Raw genomic sequence first — 15,588 nt, 5'->3', positions numbered from 1 at the left:
CGTCGGACGCGCGTCGGGTACTGCCCGTCGTACCGCCATCGTCGCTCCATTGCCGAAGGGGTGGGTGAGGGGGAACCGTGGCGAAACCTTCGGGGCATTCGTAGTCGGCGGCGCGATCCATGTCAACGAACGTGGCTGTTCGTCATGCGCGTCCCCTGGGCGAACCGACCGGGTGGTCCTACCGATAGCATGACGCCGATGACGTTCGGCGCGGCAGGAGGTCAGCAGATGGGCTCGCAAGCCCGCATCCCGGCCGTCGAGCCGGCGGTGCTCCTGGTGATCTCGTTGGGCGGCGGGCTGGGCGCCGTACTGCGCTACGCGGTCGGACTATGGTGGCCGCCGCAGCCGGGCCAGGTGCCGTGGGCTACCTTCGCCGTGAATGTCATCGGTTGTTTCGCGATCGGAATTCTGATGGTTCTGATCACCGAGGTCTGGGTAGCCCACAGACTGCTGCGCCCCTTCGTCGGCGTCGGGTTGCTGGGCGGTTTCACGACCTTTTCGACCTATAGTCTCGAGATTCGTAGACTGCTCGAATCGGGCGCCACGACCGAGGCGCTCGGCTATCTCGGGGGGACGCTGGCGGCGACGCTCGGCGCGGTCTGGCTCGGCATGGGGGTGGCGCGGCTCGCGGCAGGCACGGCAGGACCGCGACAGCGCGGCGGACGACGGTGAACGGCGCATCGCCAGCGGGCGGTGCGGTGGACGACTGGTACGTACTACGGAAGGGGGTCATGCGATGAGTGGTTCACCTGCGAACGCGGGGCAGTGGCGGCAGGCCGCGCGGTTGACGGTGCTGCTCGACGAGGACGACAAGTGGCGGCACGGCCCCCTGTTCCACGAGATCGTGCGCCGCGCGCGCGACGCGGGCCTGGCGGGCGCCAGCGTGTGGCGCGGCGTGGAGGGCTACGGCGCGTCCTCGCGCATCCACACCAGCCGCATCCTCGACTTGGCCGAACACCTTCCCGTGCAAGTGATGATCGTCGACGAGCCGGAGCGCCTGCGGTCGTTCGTCGAGCAGAACGCCGAATTGCTCGGCGGCGTGACCGTCTCGCTGTCGCCGGTGGAGACCTGGCAGTCCGCCCTCGGGGTGGCCCGATGACCACGGTCCTCGTCGTGATCGGCGGCATGGTCGGCGCGCCGCTGCGCTATCTGATCGACCGCGCCGTTGCCGCCCGTTTCGAATCCCTGCTGCCTTTGGGAACTTTGACGGTTAACATTGTCGGTTCGGCGGTGCTGGGCGGTTTGTACGGCGCGAGCGCGGACAGCTGGCTCCTCTCTTTGGCGGGAACCGGCTTCTGCGGCGCGTTGACGACGTTCAGCACATTCGGATACGAGACCATCCGACTGGTCGCGGACGGCGCCTACACCTACGCGGTGGGCAATGTCGTGATCAGCGTGGCGGCCAGCCTGGCCGCGGTGTACGCCGCCGCGTCCGCGACCCAGTGGTTGTGGGCATGATCTTGATGACGAGCCGGGCGCAGCCGACCTGGAAGGGAGACCCGAGCATGGCCCATGATCGAGCCGGGCGACCCGCGCGGGCGACCGACCTGGAGGACATCGCCCATCTGGTGACCGCCTACTACAGCCACATCCCCGACCCGTCGGATCCGGCCCAGCAGGTGGAGTTCGGCACCTCGGGACATCGCGGGTCCAGCCTGGACTGCGCGTTCAACGAGGCGCACATCCTCGCGATCACCCAGGCGATCGTCGAATACCGCGCCACCAGGGGCATCACGGGTCCGGTGTATCTGGCCAGGGACACGCACGCGCTGTCCGAGCCCGCGTGGACCACCGCACTGGAGGTGCTCGCCGCCAACGACGTCACCGCGGTGATCGACGCCCGCGACCGCTACACCCCGACCCCGGCGCTGAGCCACGCGGTGTTGCGGCACAACACCAACGGCACCAAGCACCAGGCCGACGGCATCGTGGTCACGCCCTCGCACAATCCCCCGCGCGACGGCGGCTTCAAATACAACCCGCCGCACGGCGGCCCAGCCGACACCGTCGCTACCGACGCCATCGCCGCGCGGGCGAACGAGCTGTTGCGCACCGGGCTGTCCGAGGTCAAGCGCACCACCCTGCAGCACGCGCTGGCCACCAGCGTCCAGCGCTACGACTACCTCGACCACTACATCGCCGACCTGCCGAACGTGTTAAACCTGGACGCGATTCGCGGCGCGGGCATCCGCCTCGGCGCCGACCCGATGGGCGGCGCAAGCGTCGACTACTGGGAGGAGATCGGCCAGCGCTACGACCTGGAACTCGAGGTCGTCAACCCGTTCGTCGACCCGACCTGGCGATTCATGACGCTGGACAGCGACGGCAAGATCCGGATGGACCCGTCCTCGCGCTACGCCATGGCGGCGCTGGTGGCGATCAAGGACGACTACGACATCTCCACCGGCAACGACGCCGACGCCGACCGGCACGGCATCGTCACCCCCGACGGCGGGCTGATGAACCCCAACCACTTCCTCGCCGTCGCGATCGAATACCTGGTGGCGAACCGTATCGGCTGGGACGCGCTCACCAAGATCGGCAAGACGGTGGTCACCTCGTCCATGATCGACCGGGTGGTCGGCGTACTCGGCCGCGACGTGCACGAGGTGCCGGTCGGGTTCAAGTGGTTCGTGCCCGGATTGTTCAGCGGCAGCCTCGCTTTCGGCGGCGAGGAGAGCGCGGGCGCCTCGTTCCTGCGGATGGACGGCACGGTGTGGACCACCGACAAGGACGGCATCCTGCTCGCGCTGCTCGCCGCCGAGATCGCCGCGTGCACCGGCCAGACGCCGTCCGCGCGCTACGTCGAGCTCGAGCGCCGCTACGGCAGCCCCGCCTACGCCCGCATCGACGCCGCGGCCACCCCGGAACAGAAAGCACGGCTGGCGAGGTTGACACCGGATGTGATCACCACCAAGGAGATCGCGGGCGAGCCGATTACCGCCGTGCTCACCCGCGCGAGAGGCAACGGCGCGCCGCTGGGCGGGCTCAAAGTCACCACGGAGAACGCCTGGTTCGCGGCGCGTCCGTCCGGCACCGAGGACAAGTACAAGATCTACGCGGAGTCGTTCCACGGCAGTGAGCACCTGGCCCAGGTGCAGGCGGCCGCGGAGGAGATGGTGGGCAAGGCGCTGACGGGTGAGCTGTAGAGCCAGGGCGCTGGCGAGCACGAGAGCCGGAGGCCTGCCCAGTGAGATCTGGGTGCTGATCGGAGCCGCGTTCGTCATCGCCATCGGATTCGGGTTGGTGGCTCCGGTGCTGCCGCAGTTCGCGCGCAGCTTCGGCGTCGGAGTGGCGGCCGCGTCCGCGATCGTCAGCGCGTTCGCGTTGATGCGGCTGTTGTTCGCGCCGGTCAGTGGTCGGCTGGTGCAGCGGCTGGGGGAGCGCTGGGTGTACCTGTCCGGCCTGGTGATCGTCGCGGTGTCCACCGGAGCGAGCGCGCTGGCCCAGAGTTATTGGCAACTCCTGGTTTTGCGCTCGGTGGGCGGCATCGGCTCGACGATGTTCACCGTGTCGTCGCTGGCGCTGGTGATCCGCATCTCGCCGCCCGAACAGCGCGGGCGGGTGTCGGGCCTGTGGTCGACGAGCTTCCTGATCGGCTCGGTGAGCGGGCCGCTGGTGGGCGGCGCCCTGGCCGGGCTCGGGTTGCGCGCGCCGTTCCTCATCTACGCCGCGGCGCTGCTCGCGGTGAGCGTCGCGGTCTACCTGAGCCTGCGCGATTCGCATCTGGCCGCGCCCGAGGTCAGCGGCGAATTGCGCGTCATGACCTTCCGTCAGGCGCTGGCCCGCCCCCGCCTACCGAGCGGTGCTGTGGTCCAACTTCGCCAACGGCGCCGCGATATTCGGTGTCCGCATGGCGCTCGTGCCGCTGCTCGTTGTGGAGGTGCTGCGGCAGCCCACCGGCATGGCGGGCGTCGCGCTCACCGCGTTCGCCGCGGGCAATGTCGCGGTGCTGTTCCTCTCCGGCCGGTTGTCGGACCGGTGGGGGCGCAAGCCGTTCCTCGTCATCGGCTCGCTGGTGTGCGCGCTCGGCACCGCGGGGCTCGGCTACGCCCCCGACCTCGGCTGGCTCCTGGCGACCTCCGTCGTCGCCGGGCTCGGCTCGGGAATGCTGACGCCGACTCAGCAGGCCGCGCTCGCCGACATCATCGGGCCCAAGGCGCGCGGCGGCCCGGTGCTCGCGGGGTTCCAGATGGCCGCCGACCTCGGCACCGTCGTCGGCCCGATCGCCGTCGGCGCGCTCGCCCAGCACACCTCCTACGGACTGGCCCTCGCCGTGACCGGCACGCTGCTGGCCATCGCGGCCGCCGCGTGGGCGGTCGTCCCGGAGCCGCTGCAACGGCACACCGCCGAGCAGGTCACCGCCGTGCCGTGCGACGACGCGGAGTATCAACTCGCCCATCGCGTCGCCGACGAGTGCGAGGAACCGCGCGACCTGACCCACGACGAACGGCACGTCTCGCCCACCGGTTCCCGTCGCTAGCCGGGACGCGCAGTCGTTGTTCTGAGCTATGGCGCGAGCAGCGCCGATGTGCGCGACTCGCCCCGCCCGGCGCACATCGGTCGCGGGGGTTGCGGCAGAGTGTTGACGTGAGTCAATCGCGTTCGAACTACACCCCGCGCCCGATGTCCAGCGCGACCAGTTACGCCCTCGGCGGCGTCGCGCTCGCTCTGATCGTGCTGATCGTGTTCCTGGCGTTCCGCTGGAGCCGGGACGAACCGGACGTGCGCAACGACGGCTACGGTCCCGTGCGCGACCCCGGAGTGCACGCGGTGCTGCAACCCGATGGCATCGTCGTCCTCGGCAAGCCGGGTGTGCCCACGACGATCGACGTCTACGAGGACCCGCTGTGCCCGGCCTGTGGCGCACTCGAGCGCGTCTACGGCCAAGAACTGGCCCAGCAGCTGGACGAGGGCAAGCTCACGGTGCGGTACCACTACGTGAACTTCCTCGACCCGAAGTCGAGCAGCAAGGACTACTCGACGCGCGCGGTCGCGGCCACCGAATGCGTCGCCGAGGCGGGCAACGGTCCGGTGTACTCGAAGTTCCATGAGCTGCTGTTCGTGTCGAAGCAGCCGAAGGAAGGCGGCGACGACCTGAGCAACGAGCAGCTGTCCGCACTGGCGCGGGAGGCGGGGGCGCCCGACCAGGTCGTGCAGTGCGTGGCGACCGGAGCGAAGGTCGGGAGCGCCGAGGCGCACGCGAAGGCGGCCATGGACGACCTGAACGCGCGGTTGGACGGCCGCGCCGCGACGCCGTCGGTGTTCGACGGGCAGAACAAGATCGACGTGAACAACGAGGAGTGGGTGGTCGAGCTGACCCGCTGACCGCCCGGCTCCCCCTCCGAGCCGGGCGCGCGTGGCTCAGACCTGGTGTGCCGTGACGTCGTCCGGGATGTCGTCCTCTGGCGCGATGCGGCTGAGCTGGCGGTGCAGCGGTATGTGCCCGTCGAGCGGGTAGAGCAGGTCCTCGCCGGTCGGGCGATCGGCGGTGAACGGGCTCGGCTCTTCCGGGACGCTTCCCGGGCGGTCGGCTACCGTGGCCGTTCCCGGCGCGCTCGAAAAGGCTTGGACGCCAGCGGCTTCTATTGCAGGCAGTGCGATATCGGTATGCGGGAACAGGTACCGCGCACCCTCTCGGAGGGTGGTGTACACGTCACCGTTCGGCGCGGTCCACTGCATCCGATCGCGATCGGCGCGCCACACCCGCCATCCCTGTTTCCTCTTGTCCGCCAACGATTTCAGTCGGCGATGCCGCGAACAGAGCACGGCGAGTCCACTGCCACTGCGCTCCAGCTCGGCTTCCGCGGCCGGGATCGTGCACCCGGGAAACCGGCACATCCCGTCCATCGCCCGTATCTCGCGACCGACGCGTTGCCGCGCCGCTTCTTCCGTCGCGCCCGCATCGGCGTCCGAATGTTCGGGAACCGCCTGGAACCGCGCGTGCTCGGCCAGCAACCGGGCAAGCGCCACGTCGATCGGCCCGTAGCCTGCCAGGAACGCGGGCGCCTCCCGCATGTCCAGCAGCGTCTCCGCGGCGATCCCGATCTGGATCAGCGGTCGTCGCGGCGGCTGCGCGGGCGCACCGGGCTTCGGACACCGTTCGCCACGGCCGCATTGGCAGTGCAGCCGTCCCGACCCGTCCGCGAGCGCGACCAGCGCATCGGCCCGCCGCTGCGGCATCGTCCTCGGATCCGCGGCGCACACCTGCAAGCTCATCTCCCGCAACCGCATCGCTACTGTCTGTGCGCCGGGTGCGGGCAGGAGTCCGTCGAACACCGCCATGCTGTCTTGTACGGCGCGAATTCGCACGTCACGGTCGTCCTGCCGCCGCTCACGGCGCCGCTGCGCACCGGCGGGATCCAGCCGAATCGCCCACCGCCGCGCCGCCTGCCGCAAACGCGCGGGATTCGTGCGCGCCGCCGCCTCCAGCAGGCGCGGCTCCAGCGCGTCGACGACCTCTTTCGTCAGCGCCCGCGTGCTGTCGACGATTACCCGCACCTTCGCCAGGTCGATCCGCCCCGCCGCGAACGCCACCCTGGTCCGCGGCAGCGCCTCCTCCAGCACGAGCCCTATATCGATCAGCGCCCCCGCCGTTCCCTCGTCCACGTACAGCGCCACCGCCGCCTCGGCCGCCGCGAACTCCCCGGCCCGCACCCCGCCCGGCCCGGGTTCCGCGCTCGCGGCCCGGTGTCGCCGATACAGCTCGCGCACCGCGAACACCTCCGCCGCCTGCGCCGCGGCCGCAGCCCCGTGCGCCGCCCTGAGCGCCTCGATCAACCCCTCATCACTCATGGTCCCGAACTCCACCGCAGAGAGCTGATTGTGTTCGAACATGTGTTCGATTCTACGGGTTGAGTTCGCCCGCCCGCCACCCCTTTGCCCAGGCGATTTGGTTGCTGACGTGCCGGTGGTGTAACTTTCATCAGGCACGAGGGAAACCGAGTGTGACCCACCAAGGGGCTATGGCGCAGCTGGTAGCGCACCACACTGGCAGTGTGGGGGTCAGGGGTTCGAGTCCCCTTAGCTCCACAGAAATAGCAGGTCAGGCCCGGTCTCAGACCGGGCCTGACCTGTTTTTTGTGTCTGACCCCGCGCTTACCCCCCGTTTTGGGTTCTGGATTCTGTTTGGCCGGTGCGACGGGGGCGGTCGTGTACCTGCTGTGGTTACCGTCGTCGCAGGTTCGTGCCCCCGGCGGGGCACATCGAACATGGGAACGGGGACGACCTGCGGGTTTCTGGTGGTCTTTTGGTTATCCAGGCTGAATATCCGCTGTAGTGGGCAGCGCGCCGATGGATTTGGCGGGCCGTCGGCGTCAAATCAGCTGAGAAGGCGTGCGGCTTGGTTCCTGATCTAGGAGGGCTGCTCGTCCGTCCACTCTGGGCTGCGATTGACCAGATCGGCGAGCATTCCCATCGTCGCCTGGAGAGCGTGAACGCCGACTCGATCGGTGCTGTCGTTCTGGTGTTCGGCCTGCTGGTTAATCGGAGTGTCGGTGAAGATGAACTTGAACTCTTGACGTGACGGCATCAGGACCGCTGCCGAGCGCTTCCGATTGCCGAAGTAGGCGTTGCCGCGTTCGACCCATACTTCTTCCGCGACATCGGGATCGACGGCCACGAGGGTGTTCATGAGTTCGGGCCACCGGTTGCGGAACTCTGGGCGGCGGTTGGCTGAGGCGAAACCGAAGGTTGCCGTGGTGTGCGGATCCGGGTCGGGGTATCTCGCGTTCCAGACATGACTGATCTCGGTCAGGATCTCGTCGTACGCCTGGTCGACGATCTCTTCATCACCTGCGGACAATGTGCGCAGAACATCCACAGTGGGTGTTCCGATCGGATCGTAGGTGTGGCGGCGGATACCAGCCTCGGACACGTCGTATCGTCGTATCCTGCGTCTTTCCAACGACGCCGCGCCCGATGCCATGTACTCGCCGAGCCCACCGCGGCGCATTACCACCGTGATCGCCCAGTCGAGGTAGAGCCCGTCACGCTCGCCGTACCGTACGTGCAACTCATCGATGAACTCGCCCGTGGCGGGACCGAGTTCGCCTACGAACTCGTTGTATGTGAGCCCCAATGGCGGGCGAAATCGTCGCGGCTGCTTTTTTCTAGCACGACCTGCGCGTTTGCTCGACATGACCAGTGAGCCTACGACCGAGGACCGACACAGTCGGAACCCGCGCCGGGCACGAGCAGCCTAAGTGTCTACGGGTGCGCGGTCCCCGAATGCGTACAGCCATCGACCCGGGCAGCTAATGATCGAAGCCGAATATTTCCTTTAGGGGGATGATCCAGCCCTGTACGGCTATATGGTCTCGTCATAGAGGGACCATCATGTGGTCTCATCGTTGGGACCGGTCGATACCCGCGCAACTCTGCTGGTGGGAGTATCGCGTGGTGCTGCCGAGGTAGGTCACACGCTACGAGCGTTGCTGGAGGTCTTGCTGTAGTCGCTGCCGGAGATCATCGAGATCTCGGAGGATGGTCGCGCCGCCGCGTTGGTCGAGGTCGGCCGCTTCGGCCAGCAAGCTCATCGATTTGTCGGTGACGAGGTAGTCGACGAATGGTGATATCGACGAGATTGCGAAGTAGTCACGTCCGTCGCTGTCTTTAGGTGGGCTTGCACTCGCAGCTCGGAGTAGCGGCCCTGGATCGGCATGGCTTTGATAAACGCCGAGAGTGCGTTTCTGCGGGTGTTGCGGTCGGTTGGGCCGCGATCCTGTCGACGATAGCGTCCGGGCCGAGCTCGAGTTGCTGGCATGCTTCGGTGATAGCTTGCTGCGTAGCATCGGCGAGGAAGCATCGTCCTTCGACGATTGTGCGTACGTTGGACGCGTTGCGGTGGACTTGGTCTATCGCGCTCCGGATGGAGTGTTCCTCTTGGATGAGGAGAGCTCCTTTGCCGTCGTCGGGCAAGGCGGCGAAAGGAAGGAGTTGAGGCTCCATCCGGGGGTCGCGTCGTGCGAGGAGCGCGAGCTCGATTCGTGCGGACAGGTGGTGTTCGAGTTCGGTGAGTTGGGTCCGGTTCGATTCAGGCAGGTGGTCCCACGTAGCGCGTCGGCCAGTTTGTCGGTCGATGATCGAGGCTGTGCGTTCTTTGCCGGAGATGCAGTGGGAGTGGCCCCAACCGAATACCTTCGGGGTCGGGATAGGGATACCCATGTCGGTGTAGTCGGCGATTGCGACGAGTGCGTCCCAATGTCGAAGTCCTGCTGTCGTGATGGTGTTGAAACCGGTCAACTCCGCCATGGTGACGGCAGTATCCCAGCGGCCATCTGTGTTGGTGCGCGGCCAGTTCTCCCGATAGTGCATCTGGGACAGAACGAAGAACACCTTGCCGTCGAGAGCGAGCATGCGGAAGTAGTCGAAACAGCCTTCTTCACTGGGCTTGTCAAGCTTTGCACCCGCTCGATCACGAGACAGATGGTTGAAACACCATTGATCGAGGTACACGACAAGCGGTCGCGGAGACGTGCTGTGGTGCCACCGTGGGGGAAGTGCCGGGTTGTACTCGGGTGGCCACGGCTCGGTCAGCATGCATCCGTTGTCCACGGCCACCTACTGCGCTGTTGCCCTGGCGCTCAGGTGCACTGATCTGTGCATCGGGCGATAGGGGATCGCTCTACGCTGGATCGCAGGCAGATACATCGCTACTATTCTGAGCTCGCTGAACGTTCTCATGCCATGCGCGATCACCTGTGCCGTTTCGGCGGATGGCTTTCGTGTCAGGGGAATGCGAGTATCCCTAGGTGAAGGATGCGCTGGAGGGTCCGCACGTTGCTTGCCGTGCGAGGTGGGCCCGCGCGTTCGACGCCGAAGGGCAGATTGACATCGGAATTAAGTTCAGGTCGGTCGGGGGTGGTGATGTCGGGAACTGGTCGGCGTGCGCGCTGGGGTAAGGGGTGCGCCATGTGTTCGGTCATGGTGGCAGATGAGCGCGGCCTGTTGGCTGGGAGTCCTGGTGAGTGGATCGTGTTGTGCGGTCGGTGTGAGGATATGGCTCGCCGTTCCGGGCGAAGTTTCCACACTGACCAACCGCCCCCCACGGTCCGGATCGAACGACCGCCAAGAAACACAGCGGCACGAACGTGGGTGCGCGCCTACGGCATACATGCACCATGTAGGTCCTGCGCTGTCGATGTGATGTCAGTCGCGGGTGTGTTCCCGGTCGAGCCCGGTGACACGTTTCGCCAGCTCGTCCTCGTCACGACCGACAGTGCGTGGAGGTTGGTCGAGCAACTGCTGGATCGGTCGCATGTTGCTGGGGAACTCGCGGCCGCGATCAGGGCGAGGCCGGGCTCGTCGGGCGGAGGTGATCATCTCACTGGAGTTTGCGCGCAGTGTGGTGCGCCCTACACGGTAGCCGATGACTCTGCCGTGCGTGCTGCCATCGTGGAGCGTGGTCTGCACGGTTTGAGATCGATTGTCGCGGCGGACTGCTCGGTGGTGAGATGGCATCGGGCACTGTATGACCCGGAGCGCGTGCTCATTCGAGTGTGACAGGCGCGGAGGCTCCAAATTTCTCGTTCCGTCGCAGCTGAATTGCGTTGTAGTGAAGTATGTTTCGATCGGGCGACACTCACGACTAGCATACGGCGGTGGAGGCAGAGGTATGAAGGTGGTGGATCCGGCATGGCCGTTGTGGGCGGGTGCTGCGACGGTCGATGACACCGGTCCGATCTGGGTCGCTGCTGACGAGTCCGGCTCCTCGGGGGAAAACCTCGTTGATCCACAGGGTGGCGTGTTTGCGCATGCCTCTGTCCGCATTGACGACAAGACCGCAGGCGATCTACTCACCGACTTGCGCCAACAGGCAGGCGCGACCCAGTCTCCCGAAGCGAAGTTTTCGCAGTTCAAAACCAAGCGCGGGCGCGAAGCGCTCGCCAGCGCACTGGCTCCGGGCGGGGCACTCGCCGACTGCGTCGTCATTACCGTTGCTGAGAAGCGCTATCTTGTCGTCTCCAAGATGATTGACTTGCTGGTTGAGGAACTGACCCACGATCGCGGCATCGACCTGTATTCCAACGGCACGGCGCGGAACCTTGCGGTTACATTCTTTCAGGACGGACCCCGTGGCCTCGGCGAGTTGTGGGAGCCCTTGATGGCGGCTTTCGTCAGCCTGGCCAGGGCGACCCAGCGCGGTGGAGGTGAAAAGGAAAGCGTTGATTCGTTCTTCAATCGGCTCGGTCGTGCACGGTGGCGTTGCCGACGGAGTTCGGTTGAACCGTTGTTGGACCTGCTGCTCCAGACTCGCACATACGCCGACGATCTCGTGCTGTCCACGGCTCAGCGCTTTTCCCCGGCTTGGACCCGCTCGTAACCATGCTGCCAATGACGCTCTACCACAGTTACGCCGACCACGGCCCGGTGCGATTCCTACACGATGAGCAAAAGCTCTTCACCGCAGATTTCGTCCAAGAGTTTTTTCCTTTGTTGTGGAACGTACACCCGGATTTAGCGAGCCATGTTCCGCGCGTTCGGGTGGCAGAGTTCTGGACGGGCGACTCACGCGAGCACCCCTCCATCCAACTCGCAGACCTGGCCGCGTCGGCTGGCCGCGTCGTAGTTGAGGACCTGCTCGGAAACCCCACTGAAATTGGAGAGGCTCTGAAGTCGGCAGTCACACCGCTGATTCGCGAGCAAGTGACAGCAGACCTGAGGTTCTGACCTTTCGCGCGCGGGTACAGCAAGCTGTGCGCAACCATCGGGCTGAAGGCGGGCGGTCCAGTCTGCTCTGTGTCGATAGATGCCGACAATTGTCGACCCGCGGCACGCTGAACCTCTTTCCAGGCCCGCCTCTCGGCAAGCCAGATCGATGTCACCTACTCGTGCAGCAGCCCCTTTCGACGTCACTCCGATCGGCGTGTCCGACCTGCGGGTGTGTCAGAGCGGCTTGATGCGCTCAAGGTCTGGGTGGTTCACCGCCGCCCAGGCAGTGGCGCTCATGCGACTTCAGCTCCTCGGACAGGTGAGGCGGCGAAGGGATCGATGCCTGCGCCGACCCGCTTGTTGTGGGCAGCGAACGCGGTGTAGGACCGGTAGACGACGAGCATCGCCAGTCCCCAGGTGAACAGCGCGAGGGTGTAGAAGAGCGTGTGGTTTATGTCGTCGCCGGGGATCCGCCAGAAGTCGTAGATCGAGGCCACGGCCACGTTCAAAGCGGTAGCGGCGGCCACCGCCCCGGCGTGGGCGCGCTCACCGATCTGCCAGAGCCTCCACGCGAAGTAGCACAGGAAGCCGGAGGTCGCGAGCGCGGTGACCAGGAAGAACACCTTGCCGGGGGTGCCGATCTCCTGGGCGTATTCCGAGAGGAAGAACCCGAGAACGGCGGCGAGGGCGAAGGCGCTCACCTCGACCCGGGCTGAGGGCTTGTACCCGTGGGTGACGACGAGCAATCCGAGGACCAGGATCAGGGTGAACCCGATCGAGCGCGAGAACGCGTCCAGGAAGAAGGCGATGTGGAACATCGGGGAATCGGGACCGGCCATCGTCAACCCGTAGATCAGGAAATTGATCCCCGACATGCCCATGATGATCCATTCGAGGCCGATCAAATAGTTGTGATGTCCCCGAATGAATTTCACGCCGCAGATGAGTCCGATGGCGAGCATCCAGATGTCCGCCGCCGCGAAGAGTACCTCGCGCATCGTCGCGCCTCCTTGAGTGTGACCGTGATCTCGTGCGGCTTCCACAGTGGCGGGCTTGCAGGGACTCCAGCTACGCCGACGTGCAACCACATGTCGCGACGGCTGCAACACACTGCACCACGAATCCCAGGCATCGAATTGACGTATGAGCGGCGACCAGCAGGTCGGCAGCAGCGATGTCGAGTAGGTGCTGATCGACACCCCTGTGGACCGAACTGTGGAGCCTTCACCTGCGACCCGGCAACTTTCGAAGCACAACACGACGCGCTCACCGCCGCCGAGGATAACCAGATTCAGCACACGCGAATGTCGGCAAGACAGGGGTGCCCGCAGCGCAGTGCCTACCGGTGGGGGTTTCCCGCCACCGTCAGCAGCTCGCCGACGGCATCGCGGTGCGCGAGTCGGCGGCTCGCTCGATCGGTACCGCTGGCAGCGCCGTCGTCTTCGCCGGTGCGACAGTGCTCATCGCCCCTGTGTGGATTGTCGATCGCCCGAATTCTGTTCCTGACCGGCATGGGCCTGGCAGCGGCGGCCTGCGTCAGCGTCGTGGTGGCGCTGGCGATCACCCTGTTGCCGGCGCTGCTCGGATTCGCCGGTGACCGGCTGATCCCCCGCGGGCGCGGCCTGCGCGCGATCGAGGGCGCGCAGCGGCCCAACCGTTGGGGCCGGATGGTCACCGCACATCCGATCGCCACCCTCGTTGCCGGAATCGCCGCGCTGGTGGTGCTCGCGCTGCCGGTTGCCGACTTGCGGCTCGGGTTGCCGAATGCGGGTCAGGACCCCACGGGAACGGTGTCACGCATGTCCTACGACTTGCTCGCCACGGCCTATACCCCTGGGCTGAACGGGCCGTTCGTGGCCGTCGTCGAGGGGGAAACGGGTCGGATCCACGTCCAAGCCGAGGCCGCAGTGCAGCAGATCACCGCATTGCCCGGGGTCGAGATGGTCCCGCCGCCGGAGGTCAACCGCACCGGCGACACGGCGCAATTCGTCGTAGTCCCCACGACCGCACCCGCTTCCGAACACACCGCTGAGCTGGTGCGCGCCATCCGGGAAACCGCGAGGGCCCTACACACCGAGCAGGGAGCCGCCCTGCACCTGACAGGTGAGACCGTGATCGGTATCGACGTGGCCCGCAAGCTCTCCGATGCGTTGGTGCCCTTCTTGCTCGTGGTGGTCGGGTTGGCGCTGGCTCTGCTGATGCTGGCGTTCCGGTCGGTGCTGGTTCCGCTGACCGCGGCACTGGGATTTCTGCTGTCGCTGGCGACCGCGCTCGGCGCGACAACCGCGGTCTATCAATGGGGCTGGCTCGGCTCGATGCTGAACGTGCACCATCCCGCCCCGATCCTGGCCTTCCTGCCCATCCTGCTCCTCGGTGTGCTGTTCGGCCTGGCGATGGACTATCAGGTCTTCCTGATCTCCCGAGTGCGGGAGGCCTACGTCAGCGGCAAGAACACGGCGCTGGAGGCAGTGCGCATCGGATACGCGGCAGCGCCCGCGTCATCACCGCCGCGGCGGTGATGATGATCGCGGTCTTCGCCGGATTCCTGTTCAGCCACAACACGATGATCGGGCCGATCGGCTTCGCCATGGGCATCGGCGTGCTGTTCGACACACTCGTCGTCCGCATGACACTCACCCCGGCAGTCATGGCCCTGCTCGGCCGCCACGCATGGTGGCTACCCGCGCCACTCGAACGCCTGATGCCCCACGTCTATATCGAAGGCGAAACCCTCCCCGAACCAGCTGCGCCGAATCCGAGCCGAAGGACGGCCGCGCTGCAGCAGCCAGGCCGGCACCGGGGCGCGATCGGATACTCGGCGACCGAGGTGTGCAACGTGCACCAGTCTCAGGTGCATCCGTGGGCACCACGCCGTGGTGGACACACGCCGCTGCAAGCAGAGTGGCATTACGCCGGCGGCCGCGAACCGCGGGTATCCCAGCAATCCGCGTCGGAGACGGAACTCCGTGGTGAACAACAACATCCGACCTCATAGCTCTGGGTGAGTCCATTCAGTCAAGACGAAGGTGAAACCATGGCATCGACGGCAGACAGGCAGTCACGGCTCTTGCGTAAGGTATCGCGGTCGACGGATGTGCGGGAGATCCTGCAGATCGTGGCCGAGGACGGGGCGGTGATCATCGGCGAATTCTTGTCGGCCGATCAGGTCTGCCGGTTCAACGCCGAACTCGACCCTGCACTGGGAGAGGTTTCGGCGGGATCGCAGCATTGGAACCCGATCCTGCAGGAGTTCCACGGCGCCAACACCAAACGCATGACAGGCCTGGTGGCGCAGAGTCCGACATTTCGCAGCGAGATCCTCGATGATGATCTCCTGCATGCCCTGGGCGAGGGAACATTCCGCGATCATCTGGGGGACTGGTGGCTCTCGACCGGGCAGGTCATTCAGATCGGCCCCGGCAACCGGGCCCAGTTCCTGCATCGCGACAACGAGAACTATCCCGCCTTCGCCGCCATGGGCAAGTACGCACCCGAGGTAAGCGCCAATCTCCTTGTCGCGCTGACCGATTTCACTGACGCCAATGGCGCGACCCGAGTGCTACCGGGAACTCATCTGGCCGACGACTTCGGTATGCGCGGAGATCCTGAGGAAACCGTCGCGGCCGAGATGAGCGCCGGTGACGCCTTGTACTTCTCCGGAAAGGTCTTGCACGGGGGCGGCGCGAACCAGACCCACGACCAGTGCCGGCGGGCAGTGAGCATCGCCGTTCAGGCATCGTTTCTGACTCCAGAGGAGGCACACGCGCTGCTGATCGACCGAGACACGATCCGCGGACTCTCCGTGCGGGTGCAGAAACTACTCGGGTTCCGCTCTCAGTACCCCGTGGGATCACCGGGCCTGTGGACAGCCGATGCCCACGAGATCGCTGATCGCCTGGGCCTCTGACACACCACGCTCGACGGGCCGCCATGGCA

The 15,588-nt window shown here is 66.1% G+C and carries 16 protein-coding genes, 1 tRNA gene and 1 pseudogene; 13 read left to right on the top strand and 5 right to left on the bottom strand.

Annotated features, from left to right (window positions below; genetic code table 11):
* Positions 1-198 precede the first annotated feature (198 nt).
* From crcB (AC3EO7_RS29210) to AC3EO7_RS29185, 6 genes and pseudogenes are all read left to right on the top strand, one after another.
* On the top strand, positions 199-672 hold the full coding sequence (gene crcB, locus AC3EO7_RS29210; RefSeq protein WP_431971050.1) for a fluoride efflux transporter CrcB: 474 nt from the start codon (positions 199-201) through the stop codon (positions 670-672).
* Between the two features lie 64 nt (positions 673-736).
* Entirely contained in the window at positions 737-1,099 is a 363-nt protein-coding gene (locus AC3EO7_RS29205; protein ID WP_431971049.1) for a DUF190 domain-containing protein, read from the top strand.
* Positions 1,096-1,458: a fluoride efflux transporter CrcB gene (gene crcB, locus AC3EO7_RS29200; RefSeq protein ID WP_431971048.1), complete on the top strand. Its 363-nt coding sequence runs from the start codon at positions 1,096-1,098 to the stop codon at positions 1,456-1,458. The genes AC3EO7_RS29205 and crcB (AC3EO7_RS29200) overlap by 4 nt, the downstream gene beginning before the upstream one ends.
* Positions 1,459-1,505: 47 nt before the next feature.
* Positions 1,506-3,149 carry a phosphoglucomutase (alpha-D-glucose-1,6-bisphosphate-dependent) gene (pgm, locus tag AC3EO7_RS29195; RefSeq protein WP_431971137.1) on the top strand — a complete coding sequence of 548 codons (1,644 nt, stop codon included), beginning with the start codon at positions 1,506-1,508 and terminating at the stop codon, positions 3,147-3,149.
* Between the two features lie 10 nt (positions 3,150-3,159).
* A pseudogene (locus AC3EO7_RS29190) lies at positions 3,160-4,483 on the top strand (MFS transporter).
* Between the two features lie 107 nt (positions 4,484-4,590).
* A complete protein-coding gene (locus AC3EO7_RS29185; RefSeq protein ID WP_435592994.1) occupies positions 4,591-5,328 on the top strand; it encodes a DsbA family protein in 738 nt (245 codons plus the stop codon).
* A 36-nt stretch (positions 5,329-5,364) separates the two neighbouring features.
* Here AC3EO7_RS29185 and AC3EO7_RS29180 read toward each other — a convergent pair whose 3' ends face one another.
* On the bottom strand, positions 5,365-6,837 hold the full coding sequence (locus tag AC3EO7_RS29180) for a DUF222 domain-containing protein (protein ID WP_435592993.1): 1,473 nt from the start codon (positions 6,835-6,837) through the stop codon (positions 5,365-5,367).
* Between the two features lie 122 nt (positions 6,838-6,959).
* Between AC3EO7_RS29180 and AC3EO7_RS29175 the strand changes: the two genes are divergently transcribed.
* A tRNA-Ala gene (locus AC3EO7_RS29175) sits at positions 6,960-7,032 on the top strand.
* Positions 7,033-7,354: 322 nt separating this feature from the next.
* Here the strand turns inward: AC3EO7_RS29175 and AC3EO7_RS29170 are convergent.
* The 3 genes from AC3EO7_RS29170 to AC3EO7_RS29160 all read right to left on the bottom strand — a co-directional run bounded on the left by AC3EO7_RS29170 (position 7,355) and on the right by AC3EO7_RS29160 (position 10,323).
* Entirely contained in the window at positions 7,355-8,140 is a 786-nt protein-coding gene (locus AC3EO7_RS29170) for a hypothetical protein (RefSeq protein ID WP_435592992.1), read from the bottom strand.
* A 473-nt stretch (positions 8,141-8,613) separates the two neighbouring features.
* A complete protein-coding gene (locus tag AC3EO7_RS29165; protein WP_435592991.1) occupies positions 8,614-9,540 on the bottom strand; it encodes a hypothetical protein in 927 nt (308 codons plus the stop codon).
* Positions 9,541-10,149: 609 nt separating this feature from the next.
* Positions 10,150-10,323 (bottom strand): hypothetical protein, encoded by a 174-nt coding sequence (locus tag AC3EO7_RS29160; protein WP_435592990.1) that lies wholly within the window; start codon positions 10,321-10,323, stop codon positions 10,150-10,152.
* A 292-nt stretch (positions 10,324-10,615) separates the two neighbouring features.
* Between AC3EO7_RS29160 and AC3EO7_RS29155 the strand changes: the two genes are divergently transcribed.
* Positions 10,616-11,323 (top strand): hypothetical protein, encoded by a 708-nt coding sequence (locus AC3EO7_RS29155; protein WP_435592989.1) that lies wholly within the window; start codon positions 10,616-10,618, stop codon positions 11,321-11,323.
* Between the two features lie 11 nt (positions 11,324-11,334).
* Positions 11,335-11,670 carry a hypothetical protein gene (locus AC3EO7_RS29150; RefSeq protein ID WP_435592988.1) on the top strand — a complete coding sequence of 112 codons (336 nt, stop codon included), beginning with the start codon at positions 11,335-11,337 and terminating at the stop codon, positions 11,668-11,670.
* A 275-nt stretch (positions 11,671-11,945) separates the two neighbouring features.
* Here AC3EO7_RS29150 and AC3EO7_RS29145 read toward each other — a convergent pair whose 3' ends face one another.
* The gene (locus AC3EO7_RS29145) at positions 11,946-12,650 is read right to left on the bottom strand and encodes a transporter (RefSeq protein WP_435592987.1); all 705 of its coding nucleotides are present in this window, start codon (positions 12,648-12,650) and stop codon (positions 11,946-11,948) included.
* 323 nt (positions 12,651-12,973) lie between these two features.
* Between AC3EO7_RS29145 and AC3EO7_RS29140 the strand changes: the two genes are divergently transcribed.
* Genes AC3EO7_RS29140 through AC3EO7_RS29125 form a run of 4 tightly spaced genes read left to right on the top strand, consistent with a single transcriptional unit; the run spans position 12,974 to position 15,559 of the window.
* Positions 12,974-13,249 carry an MMPL family transporter gene (locus AC3EO7_RS29140; protein WP_435592986.1) on the top strand — a complete coding sequence of 92 codons (276 nt, stop codon included), beginning with the start codon at positions 12,974-12,976 and terminating at the stop codon, positions 13,247-13,249.
* Positions 13,131-14,171: an MMPL family transporter gene (locus AC3EO7_RS29135; RefSeq protein ID WP_435592985.1), complete on the top strand. Its 1,041-nt coding sequence runs from the start codon at positions 13,131-13,133 to the stop codon at positions 14,169-14,171. The genes AC3EO7_RS29140 and AC3EO7_RS29135 overlap by 119 nt, the downstream gene beginning before the upstream one ends.
* Positions 14,172-14,173: 2 nt before the next feature.
* Positions 14,174-14,647 carry an MMPL family transporter gene (locus AC3EO7_RS29130; RefSeq protein ID WP_435592984.1) on the top strand — a complete coding sequence of 158 codons (474 nt, stop codon included), beginning with the start codon at positions 14,174-14,176 and terminating at the stop codon, positions 14,645-14,647.
* A gap of 39 nt (positions 14,648-14,686) precedes the next feature.
* Positions 14,687-15,559 carry a phytanoyl-CoA dioxygenase family protein gene (locus AC3EO7_RS29125; RefSeq protein ID WP_435592983.1) on the top strand — a complete coding sequence of 291 codons (873 nt, stop codon included), beginning with the start codon at positions 14,687-14,689 and terminating at the stop codon, positions 15,557-15,559.
* The last annotated feature ends 29 nt before the right edge of the window (positions 15,560-15,588 follow it).

Source organism: Nocardia sp. bgisy118, from assembly GCF_057708605.1.
Note: the sequence above shows the minus strand (reverse complement) of the source record. Positions and strands in the feature narration are given on the sequence as shown.

What these genes read in the sequence shown, in the direction of transcription:
- crcB (WP_431971050.1), top strand. Translation starts at nt 199, where the DNA reads ATGACGTTCGGCGCGGCAGGAGGTCAGCAGATGGGCTCGCAAGCCCGC.
- AC3EO7_RS29205 (WP_431971049.1), top strand. Translation starts at nt 737, where the DNA reads ATGAGTGGTTCACCTGCGAACGCGGGGCAGTGGCGGCAGGCCGCGCGG.
- crcB (WP_431971048.1), top strand. Translation starts at nt 1,096, where the DNA reads ATGACCACGGTCCTCGTCGTGATCGGCGGCATGGTCGGCGCGCCGCTG.
- pgm (WP_431971137.1), top strand. Translation starts at nt 1,506, where the DNA reads ATGGCCCATGATCGAGCCGGGCGACCCGCGCGGGCGACCGACCTGGAG.
- AC3EO7_RS29180 (WP_435592993.1), bottom strand. Translation starts at nt 6,837, where the DNA reads ATGTTCGAACACAATCAGCTCTCTGCGGTGGAGTTCGGGACCATGAGT.
- AC3EO7_RS29170 (WP_435592992.1), bottom strand. Translation starts at nt 8,140, where the DNA reads ATGTCGAGCAAACGCGCAGGTCGTGCTAGAAAAAAGCAGCCGCGACGA.
- AC3EO7_RS29165 (WP_435592991.1), bottom strand. Translation starts at nt 9,540, where the DNA reads ATGCTGACCGAGCCGTGGCCACCCGAGTACAACCCGGCACTTCCCCCA.
- AC3EO7_RS29160 (WP_435592990.1), bottom strand. Translation starts at nt 10,323, where the DNA reads ATGATCACCTCCGCCCGACGAGCCCGGCCTCGCCCTGATCGCGGCCGC.
- AC3EO7_RS29155 (WP_435592989.1), top strand. Translation starts at nt 10,616, where the DNA reads ATGAAGGTGGTGGATCCGGCATGGCCGTTGTGGGCGGGTGCTGCGACG.
- AC3EO7_RS29150 (WP_435592988.1), top strand. Translation starts at nt 11,335, where the DNA reads ATGACGCTCTACCACAGTTACGCCGACCACGGCCCGGTGCGATTCCTA.
- AC3EO7_RS29145 (WP_435592987.1), bottom strand. Translation starts at nt 12,650, where the DNA reads ATGCGCGAGGTACTCTTCGCGGCGGCGGACATCTGGATGCTCGCCATC.
- AC3EO7_RS29130 (WP_435592984.1), top strand. Translation starts at nt 14,174, where the DNA reads ATGATCGCGGTCTTCGCCGGATTCCTGTTCAGCCACAACACGATGATC.
- AC3EO7_RS29125 (WP_435592983.1), top strand. Translation starts at nt 14,687, where the DNA reads ATGGCATCGACGGCAGACAGGCAGTCACGGCTCTTGCGTAAGGTATCG.